The organism is Brucella pecoris, from assembly GCF_006376675.1.
Classification (GTDB): domain Bacteria; phylum Pseudomonadota; class Alphaproteobacteria; order Rhizobiales; family Rhizobiaceae; genus Brucella; species Brucella pecoris.
Genome location: NZ_VEWK01000008.1, coordinates 221,547 through 239,834 on the forward strand (window position 1 = coordinate 221,547; position 18,288 = coordinate 239,834).

An 18,288-nucleotide genomic window follows, 5' to 3' on the forward strand; every position below is an offset into this window, starting at 1 on the left:
TCGATGGCTTTGCTTGAAATCAAGAACCTTACGGTTTCGTTCGATACCTCGGTCGGTCCTTTCAAGGCGGTCGACGGCATCGATATTACGGTCGACAAGGGCGAAGTTCTCGCCATCGTCGGTGAGTCCGGTTCGGGCAAGTCCGTCGGCATGCTTGCGGTGATGGGCCTTCTGCCCAAGACTGCGACCGTGACGGCAGACGTCATGTCGTTCGACGGCAAGGATTTGCGCACGCTTTCGAGTTCGGAACGCCGCCAGATTATCGGTCGCGATATTTCGATGATCTTTCAGGAACCTGTGGCAAGCCTCAATCCGTGCTTCACGGTTGGCTATCAGCTTGAGGAGGTTCTGAAGCAGCATATGGGCATGAACGGCTCGGCGAGCCGTGCGCGTGCCATCGAGCTTCTGGAACTCGTCGGCATCCGCGATGCCTCCGAGCGTCTCGGTAGCTTCCCGCACCAGATGTCGGGTGGTCAGTGCCAGCGTGTCATGATCGCGATTGCGATTGCCTGCAATCCGAAGCTCCTGATTGCCGACGAGCCGACCACGGCTCTCGACGTGACGATCCAGAAGCAGATCCTTGATCTCCTGATGAGGCTTCAGGTGGAGCACGGGATGGGGTTGATCATGATCACTCACGATATGGGTGTTGTCGCCGAAACGGCGGACCGGGTCATCGTGCAGTATAAGGGCCACAAGATGGAGGATGCCGACGTGCTGTCGCTGTTCTCCGCGCCGAAAAGCCCTTACACGCGTGCGCTTCTGTCGGCTCTGCCGGAAAATGCGACTGGTGATCGTCTTCCGACGGTGTCCGATTTCGTCTTTGACACCAGCAGTGCAGGAGAAGCGCGATGAGCGAGATCGTTCTCGAAGCGCGCGATATCAAGCGCGATTATCATGTTGGCGGTGGCCTGTTCGGCAAGCCGAAAGTGGTTCACGCCGTGAAGGGCGTGAGCTTCAAGCTCGAGAAGGGCAAGACGCTGGCGATTGTTGGCGAATCCGGCTGCGGCAAGTCCACACTGGCGCGTATCCTCACGATGATCGATCCTCAGACATCCGGCGAACTGAAGATCGGCGGTAAGGATGTGGACATCGCTCGTGACGGGCTGACGGCGGAAATGCGCCAGAAGGTGCAGATCGTGTTCCAGAACCCTTACGGTTCGCTGAACCCGCGCCAGAAGATCGGTGATGTTCTGGCGGAACCGCTGCTGCTGAATACCAATATGTCGGCAGAAGAACGGCGTGCCAAGGCGATGCAGATGTTGTTGAAGGTTGGTCTCGGTCGCGAGCACTTCAACCGTTATCCGCATATGTTCTCCGGCGGTCAGCGCCAGCGTATCGCCATCGCGCGTGCGCTGATGCTCAATCCGAAGCTGCTGATTCTCGACGAGCCGGTTTCCGCGCTCGATCTGTCGGTGCAGGCGCAGGTTCTGAACCTGCTGTCTGACCTGCAGGAAGAGTTTGGCCTCACTTATGTCTTCATCAGCCACGATCTTTCGGTCGTGCGTTATATCGCCGACGAGGTGATGGTGATGTATTTTGGTGAAGTCGTCGAATATGGTTCGCGCGACGACGTGTTCAATAATCCGCAGCACGATTACACCAAGAAGCTGTTTGCCGCGACGCCGCGTGCGGATGTCGATGCTATCCGCGCGCGCGTGGAAGCACGTGCTGCTGCCAGACAGGCCGCTCATAGCTGATCCCTATCGATACGATGCTAAAAAGGCCGCACATGAGAATGTGCGGCCTTTTTATATGAAACGAGATTATTGTAGTTCTTGCAGTTTTGATCTATATAAATGATAGTTTTTATCTTTATTTTGGTAATTTGATGTATTTTTACTTTGTCGTTTTTGTTGTTACTATGATGTTGTCCGCTATTTTTTGGATAGAAAACATGGCGTTTGGGTTTCCTGTTTAAGCTTGTGTTCCACGTTGCTGATGCCAGGCGAGCGCGCGCACAATATCATCTGCGGCGATCTTGCCAACGATGGCACCATTTTCAATGATGCCGACATCACCGCTACTGTCCGCCACTGCATTCATCAGCTCTCGCACCAGCGTCTCACGCCGGGCGGTTGCCGCAAAAGGGCGTGGTGCAGCATTGCGATCGAAAGGCACCATGATGTCTCCGGCCCGAAGAACGCCGAGCGGGTTCATATGGGCAACGAAGTCAGCAACATAGTCGTCGGCAGGCTGCAGGAGGATTTCCTGCGGCGTGCCGCACTGAACGATACGCCCACCTTCCATGATGGCGATGCGATTACCAATCTTCATGGCTTCATCGAGATCGTGGCTGACGAAGACGATGGTTTTCTTCAGGCGTGACTGGAAGGCCAGCAATTCGTCTTGCAGACGGGTGCGGATCAGCGGATCAAGGGCTGAGAAAGGCTCATCCATCAGCAGTATCGGCGCGCCGGTTGCAAAAGCGCGGGCGAGACCGACGCGCTGTTGCATGCCGCCGGAAAGTTCTCCGACCTTGCGCTTGGCCCAGTCCTGCAGGCCGACAAGTTCAAGTTGCTGACGGGCTTGGGTCAGACGCTCTTCCTTGCCCATGCCGGAAATTTCCAGCCCGAAGGCGACATTCTCTTCAACCGTGCGCCAAGGCAGAAGGCCGAATTGCTGAAACACCATCGAGACAAGTTCGGTGCGCAGATGGCGAAGGGTTCCACGGTCAGCTTTGCCGACATCGATGGTGCGATCGCCTTCCCGAACGAGAACGCGCCCGCGTGAGATCGGATTGAGCCGGTTGATAGCACGAAGAAGCGTGGATTTTCCCGAGCCTGACAATCCCATCAGAACGAGGATTTCGCCTTCCTCAATGTTGAGCGTGCAGTTGTGTACGCCCAGGACGAGATTGGTTTCGGCCTGAATCTGGGAGCGTGTGGCGCCGCGATCTGCAAGAGCAAGCGCTTCATCAACATTGCTGCCGAAAATGATGCAGACGTCTTCGAGTGCGATAATGGTCATCCGCTTGCTCCTGATTTTAGTTTGAGCATGATCTTTTTCGAAAACCGCTTTCCACTTTTCGGGATCATGCTACTTCTCGCGTCCGGCGCGGAAGATACGGTCGAGCACAATGGCGACCACAACAATGACAAGTCCGGCCTCGAAGCCGAGTGCGGTATTGACCGAATTCAGCGCCCGGACCACCGGCACCCCAAGGCCGTCAGCGCCAACAAGTGCTGCGATGACCACCATCGAAAGCGACAGCATGATCGTCTGGGTCAGGCCGGCGAGAATTTGCGGCATCGCATAGGGTAGTTCGATCTTCCACAAGAGCTGCGACCGTGACGCACCGAACGCTTCACCCGCCTCGATCAGCGACGACGGTGTGGACGATATGCCGAGATGAGTCAGGCGCACTGGCGCAGGCAGCACGAAGATCGCCGTTGCCAGCAGGCCTGGCACCATGCCGATGCCGAAGAAGACGATGGCCGGGATCAGATAAACGAATGTAGGCAATGTCTGCATGAGGTCGAGGACGGGGCGCATCGCGGCGTAAAGTGCCGGACGATGGGCGGCGGCAATGCCGAGTGGCACGCCGATTGCCATACACAGAAAGCAGGCCGACAGAACGAGGGTCAGGGTTTCGAGTGTGCGGTCCCAGTAGCCCTGATTGATGATGAACAGGAAGCCGATCACGGTCAGCACGACCACCGAGATACGGCGCTGGATCAGCCACGCGATGACAGCGAAGATGGCGATCAAAAGCAGAGGATGCGGGAGTTTGAGAAGAAAAAGCAGCCCGTCAATAAGGCTCTGCATGACAGCGGCCAGTGTATCGAAAAAGCCGCCCATATTGTCCGTCAGCCAGTCCACCACAGATTTGGCGGTTGGTCCGACAGGAATCTTGTAATCCGTCAGCCAGTTCAACGATCAAGTCTCCTGCTGCGTGCTAGAGCATTTCCGGCAAAGGTGCGATGCGGTTTTGCGTCGGATAATGCGTAAAAACAAAGAGAAAGGGTGCGGGCATCCTTGAAGTTGCCGAGCCACGTTCGTCGCGGCCCGGCAGCATGTATCGGGATTAAAGACCGAGTGCCGACTTTACAGCCGGCAGGCCTTCCTTGCCATCGACGGTCGTCACGCCAGCGAGCCACTGGTCGAGTACGCCCGGATTGGACTTCAGCCAGTTGGTTGCGGCTTTTGACGGCTCTTCGCCATCGTCGAGAATCTTGCCCATGATGTCGTTTTCGATATCGAGCTTGAATTCGAGATTGGTGAGGAACTTGCCGACATTCGGGCATTCCTGCGCATAGCCGGTGCGAACGTTGGTTTCGACCTTGGCGCCACCGAGATTGGGGCCGAAGAAATCGTCGCCGCCGGTGAGGTACGCGATTTCGAAACGCTTGTTCATGGGATGCGGCTCCCATGCCAGGAACACGACCGGTTCCTTGCTCTTGATGCTGCGCGCGACCTGCGCCAGCATGCCCTGTTCGGACGATTCCGCCAGTTCGAACGACTTGAGGCCGAAGGCGTCCTTGGTGATCATGTCGAGGATGAGGCGGTTGCCGTCATTGCCGGGCTCGATGCCATAGATCTTGCCGCCCAGCTTGTCCTTGAAGGTGGCGATATCCTTGAAGTCCTTCAGACCTTCGTCATAGGCATATTTCGGGACGGCGAGCGTGTATTTCGCGCCGGTCAGATTGGTGCGCAGCGTTTCGACGGTCTTGTTGTCCAGATAAGGCTGGAGGTCGGCGGTCATAGAAGGGTTCCAGTAACCGAGGAAGACGTCGATGTCCTTTTTGCTCAGCGACGCATAGGTCACCGGCACGGAGAGAACCTTGATGTCGGTCTTGTAGCCGAGACCCTTCAGGATTTCTGTCGCCACCGCTGTCGTCGAGGTGATGTCGGTCCAGCCGACATCCGAGAAACGGACGGTTGAACAGCTTTCGGGTTCGGCGGCGAAACCGGTTGCAGGCGCGCTTAGCATTGCCGTTCCCGTGGCAAGCCCACCCAAGGCAAGCGTAAGCATATAGGTCGATACGGACTTCATTGTTCTCTCCATTTACCGGGCCGTTTTGACGGATTGATTGTTTTTCCGGTTCCAGCTTTAGCAAACACCAAAGATTTCGCCATTCAAGTACCATAGCGGCGAAAATGTTCTTGATTGCGACGTTGGTCGCAGTTTCCGGCGGAAAACCGTTTCGCACCTTCCTGAAACTGCTGCCGCCCATCGTTTTCCGGAACCGTCGACCGTGGGGGAAACGGAGCATGATTGCCACGTACTTGGTCGAAGCGGGGTGGCGCCATGTTACGTATTGAGCCCCCGGTTTCAACCCTGCCAGCCGAAAATGACGGATAAAATCAGTTGGATGGGGCTTCGAGGTTGTCGAAAAGATGAGCACACTCTATTTGAGAGTTGGAAGCTTTTTCAGGCTTGGCTGCTTGCGAACGGGACATGCGATGCATGAGTCCGTGGGCGACGCAGAAGCGGTGCGAAGCCCGGAGTTTCGGGCAAAAGGAAGGATTTGTTACAGTGTGGAATGCAGTTAAGGGCGTTTTTTCCTTCCTCGGCCGTTTCATTACGGTGCTCGCCCGCCTGATTGCCGTTCCTTTGGGCGGTTTGTGGCGGCTTTTCCTGCGGCTCGGAATTTTGTGGAAAGTTGCAGTTGCGGTCATCGTGATCGGTCTGGGTAGCCTTTACATCTATTTCATCTGGCAGACTCAGGTGTGGACGAATTTCGATCCGGACTATCCTGCCAAGTACACCTATCAGAATGCGACCACACCCGGTGAAGAGGTGAAAGCGGAGGCCGCACCGGCTGAAGCACCGTCCACCGCGGCACCGGTGGAACAGCCTGCCGTTACGCCCGAAGCCAACCAGACTGGCGAGGCCGCACCGGCGAATCAGCCGGTTCAGGCAGCACAACTGCCGTCCTCGGCCCGCAAATGTTCCCGCTCGGCCATTGCCGAAGTTGCCGCCGATCTTACCGACTTCAACGTCAACCAGAATGCATGGATTTCGTCCATGCTGCTCTACAAACTTGGCCTTTTCGGTCTGGATTGGGATCGCACGCCGTTCCTCGACAACAAAGCGTCGTTCCAGCGCGGCATCAATGCAGCGGTGCGCCGTACGGCGATTGAACTCGTCGACAATATCGGCCGTCTGCGCGGCACATCGCAGATCGACGGCGATCTGCAGAAGGCGCGCGGCAATCTGCAGTTTGCCGAGGATTCCTGGTATTTCGGCCTCAGCCCGTTTGGTCCGAAGACGCCGACGCCGAGCTATTACCGTTCGGCGATCAAGGATTTGCGCTCTTTCAACGGACGGCTTGAAAATTGTCAGGCGACCTTCGATGCCCGCGCCGACAATCTGATCCAGTTTGTCGACCGTATCGCAAGTGATCTCGGATCAACTTCGGCCATCCTCAAGGACCGCGCCGAGAACTATCATGCTGGCTGGTTCGATACGCGTGCGGATGACCGTTTCTGGTTCGCCTACGGCCAGCTCTATGCCTATTACGGCTTGCTGCGCGCAGCACATTCGGATTTCCGTGGCGTTCTTGCCGAAAAGCACCTCGACGGTGTGTGGGACGAGATGGAAAAGCAGATGCGCGCCGCACTCGACATGCAGCCTTTCATCGTTTCCAACGGCAGCCCGGATGCGTGGTTCACGCCATCGCATCTGACGACGATGGGCTTCTATATCCTGCGTGTTCGTTCGAATCTGGTTGATGTGAAACAGGTTCTGGAGCGCTGACCGGCAATGGAACTGCCAGCTTCCTTGCGACAGGCGGTGGATGCCGCGCTTGAGGGCGTGGCATTGGCCGACCTCAAGCGCGCATCTGAAATGCTTTCACGCCGTTACCGCGCTGAGACGCGGGACGGACGGATGCATATTTCCGACGATCTTGCCGCGAAGGCCTATCTGGCGGCGCGCCTGCCTGCGACCTATGCGGCTGTTCGCGCCAGTCTGGATAGTGCAGCCGAGGTCTGTCCTGACTTTGCACCGCAATCCATGCTCGATGTGGGCGCGGGGCCGGGAACAGCCCTTTGGGCGGCAAAGCAGTGCTGGCCTATGCTTCAATCGGCAACGATGATCGAGGCGAGCCCCGCGATCCGCGCGGTGGGTAGCGATCTTTCGCAAAATAGCGGGCTGCGTGATCTCGACTGGCGGACAGGAGATGTGGTTCGGGAAAAACTTGATTTTCCGCAAGCCGATCTCGTGACCATTGCCTATGTGCTCGACGAGCTTGCTCCTGAAAACAGGCAGAAACTGATCGAGAGCCTTTGGGCGTCGGCGCGACAGATGCTGGTGCTCGTGGAGCCGGGTACGCCGGCAGGCTGGCAGCGTATTCTCGATGCGCGCCGGGCGCTTATCGCTAAAGGTGCAATTATTGCGGCGCCCTGTCCGCACCAGCTCGATTGCCCGTTGGTCGCGCCCGACTGGTGCCATTTTTCGCACCGCGTTGCGCGCTCGCGTATTCATCGTCTGACCAAGGAAGCCGAAGTGCCGTGGGAGGACGAGAAGTTTATCTATCTTGCTGCCGTCCGCGAGACGGTCGGTGATGTGGAAGCGCGGATCATCGCGCGGACGCGGGTTGGCGGCGGCAAAGTTTCGGTTAAACTCTGCAAGGACGACGGCAGGGCGGAAGAACGCCTCCTGACCAAGCGCGACGGGGATCTGTTCCGTTGGGCGCGTCGTGCCGACTGGGGCGATGCATTGTTGAGAGATTGAGCCGGAACCGAGAACATGAAGATCAGTCTGGTCCAGTTACGTCTGCTTGAAGCTGTCGCGGAAACCGGCAGTGTCGGGGCGGCGGCGCGCCGCTTGCGGCTCACGCAATCGGGGGCCAGTCAGGCGATTGCGACACTGGAAAAGATTCTCGGTATTGATGTGCTGGCACGAAAACGCGATGGTGCTGCCTTGACGGCGTTTGGGCAATCGATCCTTGCGGATGCCAAGGCCGCCCTTGCCGCAGTCGACCGGATAGAATTACAGGCACGGTGCAGTGCTTCCGGTGTGCCCGAACGGCTGCGCGTCGCGGCAATTCCAAGCCAGCTTGAATATGTTTTGCCGGGTCTGCGAAAGACATTTCAGCAGCTTTATCCCGGCATCGAGTTCAGCGCTTTCGAGGGCGGGCACGACGATGTCAGTCTGTGGGTGCGGGACGGTATCGCCGATCTCGGCATTACATCGCTGCCGACGCCCGAGCTTGAGGCACGGGAAGTTGGCAGGGAAGAACTCGTCGTGGTGGGGCGGCGCGACGATCCTTTCATGCGCAATGACACAATCGCCGCCGGGGACTTGCGGGATCGCCAGTTGATCGCCGCTGCAGGCTGCGAAATGATTATCGACCGGATCATTCATGGCGACGGCGAGACGCGCAGCGAGCAGGTGCGCACCCGCGACGTTGCCACGGTGCTGGAAATGGTGCGCCATGGCATCGGCACGACGCTTCTCTCAGAAATCAGTCTGCCGGGCGCTAATTTGAATGGATTGCGGGCGCGCCGCCTCGATCCACCGACGTTTCGTACCGTCTATATCGTCTTTCGAGCCGATAGTCCGGTCAGGCATTTGGTCGAACGATTCTGCGATGTAGCGCAGGACGCCAAAAGCAAAGCGGCATAAGAAACTCTAATATCTCATATCTTGCTTATCCGTGGCGCTCGCGTATGCCAGGGGTGCAATAGTCTGCGCTCCTTCTTCATCCTGCAGTGAGTGACCATGACGGCAATTACCGAAACCACCTCGACCAGCTCGACTTCCGACACCATACGCGGTCTGGCCTGGGGGCTGTCTGGAGTTCTGGTATGGTCCGGTTCGTTCGTCCTGACCCGTTTCGGGTTCAAGACCGCATTGACGCCTTTCGACATCATCGCGCTGCGTTTCGGCGTGGCAGGGCTGGTGCTGTTACCGGTCGTTCTGATGAAAGGATTTGGCTTTCGGAAGCTCGGTCCGCTTGGCTTTGTGCTTCTGGTCTCCGGTGCGGGCGTTCCCTATGCGCTTTTAACCACCTGCGGCCTGCAATATGCTCCGGCGTCCCATGCGGCGGCGCTCATTCCGGGGATGATGACCGCGATGGTTGCCATTCTGGGCATGGTTCTTCTTAAGGAACGTCTCGCACCGTCGCGCTGGTTTGGCGTGTTGCTGATCCTGATCGGTGGCATGTTGATCGCCGGTCTGTCGCAATCGGGCGGACAGGAGATGCTTGGGCACGTCGCCTTTTTCACTGCGGCACTGGTGTGGGCGATCTATGTCATGGTGTTTCGCAGGAAGGGAATGGACGGGTTGCACGCCACCGCCGTTGCGGCAGTTGCGTCAGCAATCGCCTATCTACCGATCTATGCGATCTTTCTGCCCAAGGGGCTTGGAGCAACATCCTGGGGCGATATTGCCCTGCAAGGCTTCTATCAGGGCGTTTTAACCTCGGCATTCGGCGTCTTTGCCTTCAACCGCGCCGTCGTCTTGCTGGGAACTGCAGCGGGAGCCGCACTTTCGGCGCTGATCCCGGTTATCACACTGGTTCTGGCGCTTGTCCTGCTCGGCGAAGTGCCGGGCTGGCCCGACACGCTGGCCGCCTTCCTGATCAGTCTCGGTGTTCTGGCATTGAACAGGAAGGGTAGAAAGCCTGTCGCGTCATGATGCTTGCAGAACGACTCGCGGGGCAGGGCGATTGATGATGAACACCATGGCCGCAGCGGCAAAGCACATAGCGCCGGCAAGGATCAGGGCAGGGGTGTAGCTGTCATAGTCGGTGCGGACGAAACCGGCGAAGGCGGCAGCAGCAGCGGCACCGATCTGATGGCCGGTGAACACCCAGCCGAAGACCAGACCGGCCTTTTCCGGACCGAAACGCTCGGCAGCAAGCTTGACGGTCGGCGGCACGGTCGCCACCCAGTCCAGTCCATAAAAGACGGCGAAGAGCGCGAGCTCGTAGACGGTAAAGTCGGTGAAGGTGAGGTAGATCAGCGAGAGGCCGCGCAGCGCATAGAACCAGAACAGAAGCCAGCGATTGTCGAACCGGTCGGAGAGCCAGCCCGACATGATCGTGCCAATCAGGTCGAATGCGCCGATCACGGCAAGGATGCCCGCCGCGCCAACCGGTGCGATGCCGAAATCACCGCAAAGCGTGATCCAGTGCGTCTGGATAAGGCCATTGGTGGAGAAGCCACAGACGAAGAAGGTCAGGAACAAGACCCAGAAGGTTGCCGTGGAAGATGCTTCGCGCAAGGTGACGAGCGGCGAGGCGAGCATGGCGCCGAAGCCCTTCCGGGGTTCAGGTGCGGGAAGCGGTGCCGTGCGACCGTAAGGCTTCAGACCGATATCCGCCGGATGATCGCGCATCAAAGCGAGAACGAGTACGAGTGCGGCAACAAGGAAACAGATGACGATGGTCAGCGATGTACGCCAGCCAATCGTCTGGCTGACGCTGGCAAGGATCGGCATGAAGACGAGCTGGCCGGTAGCGTTGCTGGCTGTCATCAGGCCGACGACGAGGCCGCGCCGCTTTTCGAACCAGCGCGCTGCAACGGTTGCACCGAGAACGAGCGCGGTCATGCCGGTGCCAAGACCAATCACGACACCCCAGAGCGCAACCATCTGCCATTCCTCGGTCATGAAAATGGAACCGACAAGCCCCAGTGAAATCATGACAAGAGCGGCTGCAACCACGCGGCGTAGGCCGAACTGGTTCATGAAGGCTGCCGCAAATGGCCCCATCAGCCCGAAAAGGACGAGGCGAAGCGCCATTGCGAAGGAGATATTCGCATTCGTCCAGCCGAATTCACGCTGGAGCGGTTCGATCAGAATGCCCGCAGACCCCATGGCGGCTGCCGTCGCCAGCATCGTCAGGAAGGTTATGGCGGCGACGACCCATCCGTAATGGATGTTTCTCTGGGCGAGAAAACTGGCAAGGCGGGCAGAAATCATCTTTGGCGCTTTCGGGTTCAAGCTGGTTTCAAGCTGGCTCTTGGCCAGCCATGCATTTGATGGTGAAACCGTTCGCTCCGTAGCGGGCGTGCGGCTTCAGGTCATTGTTTTCAGTCAAAGGGCGTTCGGTGCCCGATCAATCGAGACTGCGAAGAAGGCTTTGCAATTGCTCTACGCCGTCCTCTCCCAGTTTGGCTTCAATCTCCTCCTGCGCCTGATCCCAGAGTGGACCACCGCGCTCCACGAGATCGCGCCCCTCTGCCGTCAGCGTTACGCTTGTCTCGCGATGGTCATCGCTGACTGCAGGCTCGATCAGGCCCATGCGCTGCAAAACCTTCACATTGCGGCCCATGGTCGAACGATCCAGCTCGGACAGATGTGCGAGTTCCGTCAGTGAAATGGAGCCCGCGCGGCGGATTTTGCGCAGTGTACTGAACTGCGCAACATTGATGCCAAGCGGGGCCAGAGCGTTGTCGTAGACGCTCGATGTCTTGCGGGCTGCCTGGCGCAGAAGAATACAGAAACACGGATGTGACATATTGCGGGTATATACCCGTAAATGGTTGCTGGCAAGAATGAATTGAGAGATGCCGATTTCGCTGCTGCCATTCTGCTGACAGCAACGATGCCTTCAGATAACGCTCGTGTTCTGTCGACGGGGACTAGACCGCGATATAGGCGGTTTCCTTCACTTCCTCCATCACGGCATAAGTGTGAGATTCCCGCACGCCGGGTAGAGAAAGAAGCGCCTCGGAAAGAAAACGCCGGTAATGATCCATATCGGATACACGGGCTTTGACGAGATAATCGAAGCCGCCCGCTACCATGTGGCATTCCAGAATGTCGGGGTTGTTGCGGGTGAAGGTCGAAAAGGTTTCGAAGACTTCCGGTGTGGTGCGGTCGAGCTTGATCTCTATGAAGACCAGCATGGCCCGGTCGAGCATCTTGGGCGATAGCCGCGCCGAATAGCCGAGAATATACCCTTCACGGGTCAGTCGCTTGACGCGTTCGGCGGTCGCCGTCTGCGAGAGATTTATGCGATCGGCCAGTTCGGTATTGGTCAGGCGCCCGTTCTCCTGAAGGGCGCGCAAAATACTCCTGTCCATCGCATCGAGATTCTTCATCAGTTGTCCCCAATGGCCGTTTATGTGCGACGGCTCTGTTCTTGATTTTTGGATATGTGTTTGAGTTGCCACGGAAATCAATCCGAAATCGGCCCCCGACGCAAGATGAAACTTGTTGGGTGGTCCTACAAATTTTCGAACCGTTCCGATGAAAACGCCTTAAATGTAAGCATAAATGCAAATAACAATCACAGGTTGTAATTTATATGCAACCTGTGATATTGATACTGTGCATACTGAAAGTTATATTGCACCTGTAAATTTAGGCATGGGGTATGGGGGGCTGAAACTGGAGGAATCGTTCTGTTCCTTCCGTTTTGTCCATCCCGGTTCTGAGGAAATCCGGACAGCCCCAAACTGTCCGGATTTTCTTTGCGAGGAACAGGATCGCCCGGCAAAATCCGCGAATGCATGGTGGGATCGCTGTTAGGACGCCGAACTGTATTGCTCAGTTCCATACTTAAATTTTGCGGTTGCAAGGATGCACATTGAAGGCTAACTGTATATCCATGAACATTTCGCGCAATATCGTCATCAACGGTTGGTGGTGGGCCCGCTAATAGCGGCCACGCAGGCGTTTGTGCATTTGCGTTTAGGAAACAGGCCGCTGGGATTATCCGGGCGGCCTTTTTGTTTGGCTGTTTGAATAAGACCTTGGAATACCGGGTTCTGGAAGTGTTTGGAAACAAGCGAGATTTGGGATAGCCGATCATGAATGCGAAGATTGCGGATAGCGAGATATTCCAGCACGAGACGGCAGGCGGCATCGTCGTCGAGCGCGTGCGTCACCTCACAGCCTATAAGGGTGCGATCGAGACCTATATCGATGCACTGAACGAAAGGCGCGGCGCGGTGTTTTCGTCAAACTACGAATATCCGGGCCGCTATACGCGATGGGATACGGCCATCGTCGATCCTCCGGTGGTCATCACCTCGCGCGCCCGCTCCATGCGCATCGAAGCGCTGAATGCGCGCGGTATCATTCTTCTGCGGCCTATCCTGGATACGGTGAAGGCGCTTGCCGAGGTGACGGTCGACAAGGCCGAGGAAAACCGCATCGAGCTGACCATTGCCGAGCCAAGCGGCACCTTCACCGAGGAAGAGCGTTCGCGGATGCCTTCGGTCTTCACGGTTCTGCGGGCGGTTGTCGGTCTCTTCTTCTCCGAGGAAGACGCCAATCTCGGTCTTTATGGTGCCTTCGGCTACGATCTGGCGTTCCAGTTCGATCCCATCCAGTACAAGCTGAAGCGTCCCGACGATCAGCGCGATCTGGTGCTGTTCATTCCCGATGAAATCTTTGTGGCCGACCACTATGCAGCACGGGCTTGGGTGGATCGTTATGAATTTACTTGCGGCGGTTCTTCCACGCATGGTCTTGCACGGGCGACGCCTGCGGAAGCCTTCAAGCCCTCGGAAGCCAAGCTTGCACGTGGCGATCACAATCCGGGCGAATATGCCAAGCTGGTCGAGCGCGCCAAGGAAAGCTTCAAGCGTGGCGACCTCTTCGAGGTCGTGCCGGGCCAGACTTTCTATGAGCGCTGCCATACTGCGCCGTCCGAGATTTTCCGTCGGTTGAAGACGATCAATCCGTCGCCCTATTCCTTCTTCATCAATCTGGGCGAGAACGAATATCTGGTCGGGGCATCGCCGGAAATGTTCGTGCGGGTCAACGGACGGCGTATCGAAACCTGCCCGATCTCCGGCACGATCAAGCGTGGCGAAGATGCGATTTCAGATTCGGAACAGATTCTGAAACTGCTGAATTCCAAGAAGGATGAATCCGAGCTGACCATGTGCTCGGATGTGGACCGCAACGACAAGAGCCGCGTTTGCGAACCGGGTTCGGTACGCGTCATCGGTCGTCGCCAGATCGAGATGTATTCGCGACTGATCCACACGGTCGATCATATCGAAGGCCGTCTGCGTGACGGGATGGATGCTTTTGACGGTTTCCTCAGCCATGCATGGGCTGTGACGGTAACCGGCGCGCCAAAGCTGTGGGCGATGCGGTTCCTTGAGGAAAATGAACGCAGTCCGCGTGCATGGTACGGCGGTGCCATTGGCATGATGCACTTCAATGGTGACATGAATACCGGTCTGACGCTGCGCACAATTCGCGTCAAGGATGGCGTGGCTGAAATCCGCGCCGGTGCAACGTTGCTGTTCGATTCCAACCCGGATGAAGAAGAAGCCGAAACCGAATTGAAGGCATCGGCGATGATCGCGGCTGTGCGTGAAGCACAGAAGAGCAATCAGGTTGCCGAAGAACGCGTGGCGGCGAAGGTGGGCGAGGGGGTTTCGATCCTGCTCGTGGATCACGAAGATTCCTTCGTGCATACGCTCGCCAATTATTTCCGCCAGACGGGCGCTACGGTTTCGACCGTGCGTTCTCCCGTGGCTGATGATGTGTTCGACAGGGTCAAGCCTGATCTCGTGGTCCTGTCGCCCGGACCCGGCACGCCACAGGATTTCGATTGCAAGGCGACCATCGACAAGGCGCGCAAGCGTGAACTGCCGATCTTCGGTGTCTGTCTTGGATTGCAGGCGCTGGCGGAAGCCTATGGCGGTACATTGCGCCAGTTGCGCATTCCGATGCATGGCAAGCCGTCGCGCATTCGCGTGTCGAAGCCGGAACGGATATTCTCAGGTCTGCCGAAGGAAGTGACAGTCGGGCGTTATCATTCGATCTTTGCTGATCCGGAACGTCTGCCGGACGATTTTCTGGTGACGGCAGAAACCGAAGATGGTGTCATCATGGCTTTCGAGCATAAAAAAGAGCCGGTGGCCGCCGTTCAGTTCCATCCGGAATCCATCATGACGCTCGGCCATAATGCCGGTATGCGCATGATAGAAAATGTGGTGACGCATCTGGCAGGTAAGCACAAGGCGCGTCGCAGCAACTACTGATCGCGCGCATCTCGCGCTGATTTGAAACCAGCCGCAGCCATATGCTGCGGCTGGTTTTTTTTATGCTCTGACGGTGCTTTTCTATTGCTTGCTCTGGCAACTCATTTGCAACTGTAATGCCTTGCATTTGCAGGAGAAAATTAAATGCCGGAACTGAAAAAACAGGGGTACGAAGTTTAGCTTTTCTGGGGTATAGAACGCCGGTGAATTGCTGCTGCATAGGCCAGATGCGTTGTGGATACGTCCTGCGCGTCAGCGATTGAATGAAGGGCTGTGCGTAGGCCCGTCCCGGTTTCGGGACAAAATCAAAAATATTCAAAGGTTCATCATGGACGCGAGTGCAAAGGTTCGGCGGCTTGCCGCTTGGTCTATTCCCATTGCTTTCGGTGTGATGGGTCTGAAATATCTGGCCTATGCGCTGACCGGCTCCGTGGCTCTTTATTCGGACGCACTGGAATCCATCGTCAATGTGATCGCGGCAATCGGCGCGTGGTGGGCCATCCGGGTCAGCTATTTGCCTGCCGACGACAACCATCCCTTCGGACATCATAAGGCCGAGTATATTTCGGCTGTCGTGGAAGGCGTTCTGATTACGGTCGCCGCACTTTTGATCTTCCGCGAGGCGTGGTTTGCGCTCCAAACACCGCGAATGCTCGATGAGCCCTGGCTTGGGCTGGGCATCAATACCGCTGCAGCCGTCATAAACGGTTTCTGGGCGACATTGCTGATCCGCACCGGTCGCAAGTCCCGCTCGCCGGCGCTGGAAGCCGACGGCAAGCACATCATGACGGATGTGTTTACCTCTGCTGGCGTTCTGGTCGGTCTTGTCGGCGCTGTTGTGACCGGCTGGGCCATACTCGATCCGCTGCTTGCCATTCTGGTGGCAATCAATATTCTCTGGCAGGGCTGGCACGTCATCAACTCCTCGGTGCAGGGATTGATGGATATTGGTGTCGACCCCTCCGAGGAAATGCGCATTCGCGATGTGATCTCGGCCAATGCCGGCGGAGCCATCGAGGTTCACGACCTCAAGACGCGTATCGCTGGCCGTGTCACCTTCGTCGAATTTCATCTGGTCGTTGCGGCTGATATGAGTGTTGGCGATGCCCATGTGATCTGCGACCGTATCGAGGATGCCTTGAAAAAGCAGGTCGATAGTGCACGCGTGGTGATCCATGTCGAACCGGAGGATGAGGCAAAGCTGCCTCCGGGGACCAGTTCTGTTCCGTTCGCCTGAATGAAATACTGTCTTGCGCAGTACAAATCTCGCGTGTAAAAGCTTTTGCCATGACGATCAAAAACGCAACATCCTTGGAACATTCCGCAGCCGCCTTCGGCGCGCGCGTTGATGTTTGCGTTCTAAACTCGCTTCTTACCCTCGGCCTTAGCGGCGATCGCCGGGCTCGCTGAAGGAGCGTCCGGCGGTCGAAAACGGTCCCGCTGGCCTGTGCTCCTTTTCAAAAAACCCTTATAATCGATCAGTAGTATCCGTGCTCGACGGGCTATAATGCCGTCGAAAGCCGGGAGGAAACGAAAATGAATCAGTCCGTCGCCACACCGCAATCCGAATCCAATGTTGAGCGCAAAGGCATGCCTATTGCAGGCACCAAATATTCGCCTTTCCCGGCCCCGCAGCTCAATGACCGCACTTGGCCGTCCAAGCGCATCGAAAAGGCACCGGTGTGGTGTTCAGTCGATCTGCGTGATGGCAATCAGGCCTTGGTCGACCCCATGGGGCATGACCGCAAGGAGCGTATGTTCCGCCTGCTGGTCGATATGGGTTTTCCGGAAATCGAGATCGGCTTCCCGTCCGCTTCGCAGACGGATTTCGACTTCTGCCGCTGGGCCATCGAACAGGGCAATGTTCCCGACGAAGTGGATTTGCAGGTTCTGGTCCAGTGCCGCCCCGAACTGATCACGCGCACTTTCGAAGCACTTGAAGGCGCGAAGTCACCGATCATCCATTTCTACAATTCCACCAGTGAATTGCAGCGCCGTGTGGTTTTCGCCAAGGATGTCGGCGGTATCAAGCAGATCGCAACCGACGCTGCCAAGATGATCATGGATATGGCTGCGAAAGCGGGTGGCGGCTATCGCTTCCAGTATTCGCCGGAAAGCTTCACCGGCACCGAGATGGATGTGGCGCTGGAAATCTGCAACGCGGTCATCGAGATTGTGAAGCCTACAGCGGACAACAAGCTGATCGTCAATCTGCCCTCGACGGTCGAGATGAACACGCCGAACGTCTATGCCGACCAGATCGAATGGATGTGCCGCAATCTCGACAATCGCGAGAACCTGATTATTTCGCTGCATCCGCACAATGACCGCGGTACGGGCATCGCTGCAACCGAACTGGGCCTGATGGCCGGGGCCGACCGCGTGGAAGGCACGCTGTTCGGCAATGGCGAACGCACCGGCAATGTCGACGTGGTGACGCTGGCGCTCAATATGTACACGCAGGGCGTGGACCCCGAACTGGACTGCACCGACATCAACCGGATGAAGGAAGTCTATGAATATTCGAACCAGTTGAAGATTGCCGAACGCCATCCCTATGTTGGTGAACTGGTTTATACGGCGTTCTCGGGCTCGCATCAGGATGCGATCAATAAAGGCATGAAGGCGCGCAAGTCTGCCAACTCGCCGGTCTGGGAGGTGCCCTATCTGCCGATCGACCCGCAGGATGTGGGCCGCTCCTACGAAGCGATTATTCGCATCAATTCGCAGTCGGGTAAGGGCGGTATCGCTTACATCCTGCAGGCCGATTACGGTTTGAATCTGCCGCGCAATCTGCAGGTCGAGTTCCGCGAGATCATCCAGAACATCACCGATGAAGAAGGCAAGGAGTTGCCGTCGAAGCGGATTCACGAGGAGTTCCAGAAGCTTTACGTGACCCAGCCGGATGCTCGCATCAAGTTCGTCGATCATCACACCATGCCCGATCCGGAGCAGAAGGGCCGCCGTATTCTCACCGCCGAAATCACCGATAACGGCGTGACCAGGAATATCGAAGGCAAGGGCACCGGTCCGATCGACGGCTTTGTCGATGCGCTGTCCAAATATCTCGGTGTGAAGATGTCGGTCGTGGATTATTCCGAACATTCACTACAGCAGGGCTCGGATGCGTCGGCCATCTCCTATGTCGAAATGGCTCATCCGGACGGTAAGCTGTTCGGCGTGGGTATCAACGACAATATTGTCAGTGCTTCACTGGAAGCCATCGTATCGGCGGCCAACCGCGTCATCAGCAAGTGAGCGAACATAAATGAAATGAAAACGGCGCTTCGGCGCCGTTTTTTATTGGGTGCGCCGAGCATGGCGCGTGGTGCGCAATCACCGTTTGACCGGGATGGTATCCGGTCGATGACTTGGAGGTGA

At 57.0% G+C, this 18,288-nt stretch carries 15 protein-coding genes; 9 read left to right on the forward strand and 6 right to left on the reverse strand.

Going from position 1 to position 18,288, the window contains the following annotated elements:
- The first annotated feature begins 3 nt into the window (after window positions 1-3).
- Window positions 4-855, forward strand: coding sequence for an ABC transporter ATP-binding protein (locus tag FIB18_RS16025; RefSeq protein WP_140021647.1), 852 nt, complete (start codon window positions 4-6; stop codon window positions 853-855).
- Complete coding sequence (locus tag FIB18_RS16030) at window positions 852-1,700, forward strand: dipeptide ABC transporter ATP-binding protein (protein WP_140021648.1); 849 nt, start codon at window positions 852-854, stop codon at window positions 1,698-1,700. The genes FIB18_RS16025 and FIB18_RS16030 overlap by 4 nt, the downstream gene beginning before the upstream one ends.
- Window positions 1,701-1,917: 217 nt before the next feature.
- Here the strand turns inward: FIB18_RS16030 and choV are convergent, their stop codons facing one another.
- The 3 genes from choV to FIB18_RS16045 all read right to left on the reverse strand — a co-directional run bounded on the left by choV (window position 1,918) and on the right by FIB18_RS16045 (window position 4,996).
- Window positions 1,918-2,970 carry a choline ABC transporter ATP-binding protein gene (gene choV / locus FIB18_RS16035; RefSeq protein ID WP_140021649.1) on the reverse strand — a complete coding sequence of 351 codons (1,053 nt, stop codon included), beginning with the start codon at window positions 2,968-2,970 and terminating at the stop codon, window positions 1,918-1,920.
- Window positions 2,971-3,039: 69 nt separating this feature from the next.
- Window positions 3,040-3,876, reverse strand: coding sequence for a choline ABC transporter permease subunit (choW, locus tag FIB18_RS16040; protein WP_012091632.1), 837 nt, complete (start codon window positions 3,874-3,876; stop codon window positions 3,040-3,042).
- A gap of 151 nt (window positions 3,877-4,027) precedes the next feature.
- Window positions 4,028-4,996, reverse strand: a complete 969-nt coding sequence (locus tag FIB18_RS16045) for a choline ABC transporter substrate-binding protein (RefSeq protein WP_140021650.1) — start codon at window positions 4,994-4,996, stop codon at window positions 4,028-4,030.
- 483 nt (window positions 4,997-5,479) lie between these two features.
- Here FIB18_RS16045 and FIB18_RS16050 point away from each other — a divergent pair, with 483 nt between their 5' ends.
- The 4 genes from FIB18_RS16050 to FIB18_RS16065 all read left to right on the forward strand — a co-directional run bounded on the left by FIB18_RS16050 (window position 5,480) and on the right by FIB18_RS16065 (window position 9,589).
- Complete coding sequence (locus FIB18_RS16050) at window positions 5,480-6,703, forward strand: DUF2333 family protein (RefSeq protein WP_140021651.1); 1,224 nt, start codon at window positions 5,480-5,482, stop codon at window positions 6,701-6,703.
- 6 nt (window positions 6,704-6,709) lie between these two features.
- Window positions 6,710-7,681 carry a small ribosomal subunit Rsm22 family protein gene (locus tag FIB18_RS16055; RefSeq protein WP_140021652.1) on the forward strand — a complete coding sequence of 324 codons (972 nt, stop codon included), beginning with the start codon at window positions 6,710-6,712 and terminating at the stop codon, window positions 7,679-7,681.
- Between the two features lie 15 nt (window positions 7,682-7,696).
- A complete protein-coding gene (locus tag FIB18_RS16060; protein WP_140021653.1) occupies window positions 7,697-8,575 on the forward strand; it encodes a LysR family transcriptional regulator in 879 nt (292 codons plus the stop codon).
- 96 nt (window positions 8,576-8,671) lie between these two features.
- The gene (locus FIB18_RS16065; RefSeq protein WP_140021654.1) at window positions 8,672-9,589 is read left to right on the forward strand and encodes a DMT family transporter; all 918 of its coding nucleotides are present in this window, start codon (window positions 8,672-8,674) and stop codon (window positions 9,587-9,589) included.
- Here the strand turns inward: FIB18_RS16065 and FIB18_RS16070 are convergent.
- The 3 genes from FIB18_RS16070 to FIB18_RS16080 form a co-directional block, all read right to left on the reverse strand.
- Window positions 9,584-10,876, reverse strand: coding sequence for an MFS transporter (locus FIB18_RS16070; RefSeq protein ID WP_140021655.1), 1,293 nt, complete (start codon window positions 10,874-10,876; stop codon window positions 9,584-9,586). The genes FIB18_RS16065 and FIB18_RS16070 overlap by 6 nt on opposite strands.
- Window positions 10,877-11,012: 136 nt before the next feature.
- Window positions 11,013-11,414: a MarR family winged helix-turn-helix transcriptional regulator gene (locus FIB18_RS16075; protein ID WP_140021656.1), complete on the reverse strand. Its 402-nt coding sequence runs from the start codon at window positions 11,412-11,414 to the stop codon at window positions 11,013-11,015.
- A gap of 124 nt (window positions 11,415-11,538) precedes the next feature.
- Window positions 11,539-12,000, reverse strand: coding sequence for an Lrp/AsnC ligand binding domain-containing protein (locus FIB18_RS16080; RefSeq protein WP_006472719.1), 462 nt, complete (start codon window positions 11,998-12,000; stop codon window positions 11,539-11,541).
- A gap of 711 nt (window positions 12,001-12,711) precedes the next feature.
- On the opposite strand from FIB18_RS16080, the gene FIB18_RS16085 reads away from it, so the two are divergent.
- From FIB18_RS16085 to leuA, 3 genes are all read left to right on the forward strand, one after another.
- Window positions 12,712-14,907, forward strand: a complete 2,196-nt coding sequence (locus FIB18_RS16085) for an anthranilate synthase component I (protein ID WP_140021657.1) — start codon at window positions 12,712-12,714, stop codon at window positions 14,905-14,907.
- A 328-nt stretch (window positions 14,908-15,235) separates the two neighbouring features.
- Window positions 15,236-16,144, forward strand: a complete 909-nt coding sequence (locus FIB18_RS16095) for a cation diffusion facilitator family transporter (RefSeq protein ID WP_140021658.1) — start codon at window positions 15,236-15,238, stop codon at window positions 16,142-16,144.
- A 299-nt stretch (window positions 16,145-16,443) separates the two neighbouring features.
- Window positions 16,444-18,165 carry a 2-isopropylmalate synthase gene (gene leuA, locus FIB18_RS16100; protein ID WP_140021659.1) on the forward strand — a complete coding sequence of 574 codons (1,722 nt, stop codon included), beginning with the start codon at window positions 16,444-16,446 and terminating at the stop codon, window positions 18,163-18,165.
- Window positions 18,166-18,288: the final 123 nt, after the last annotated feature.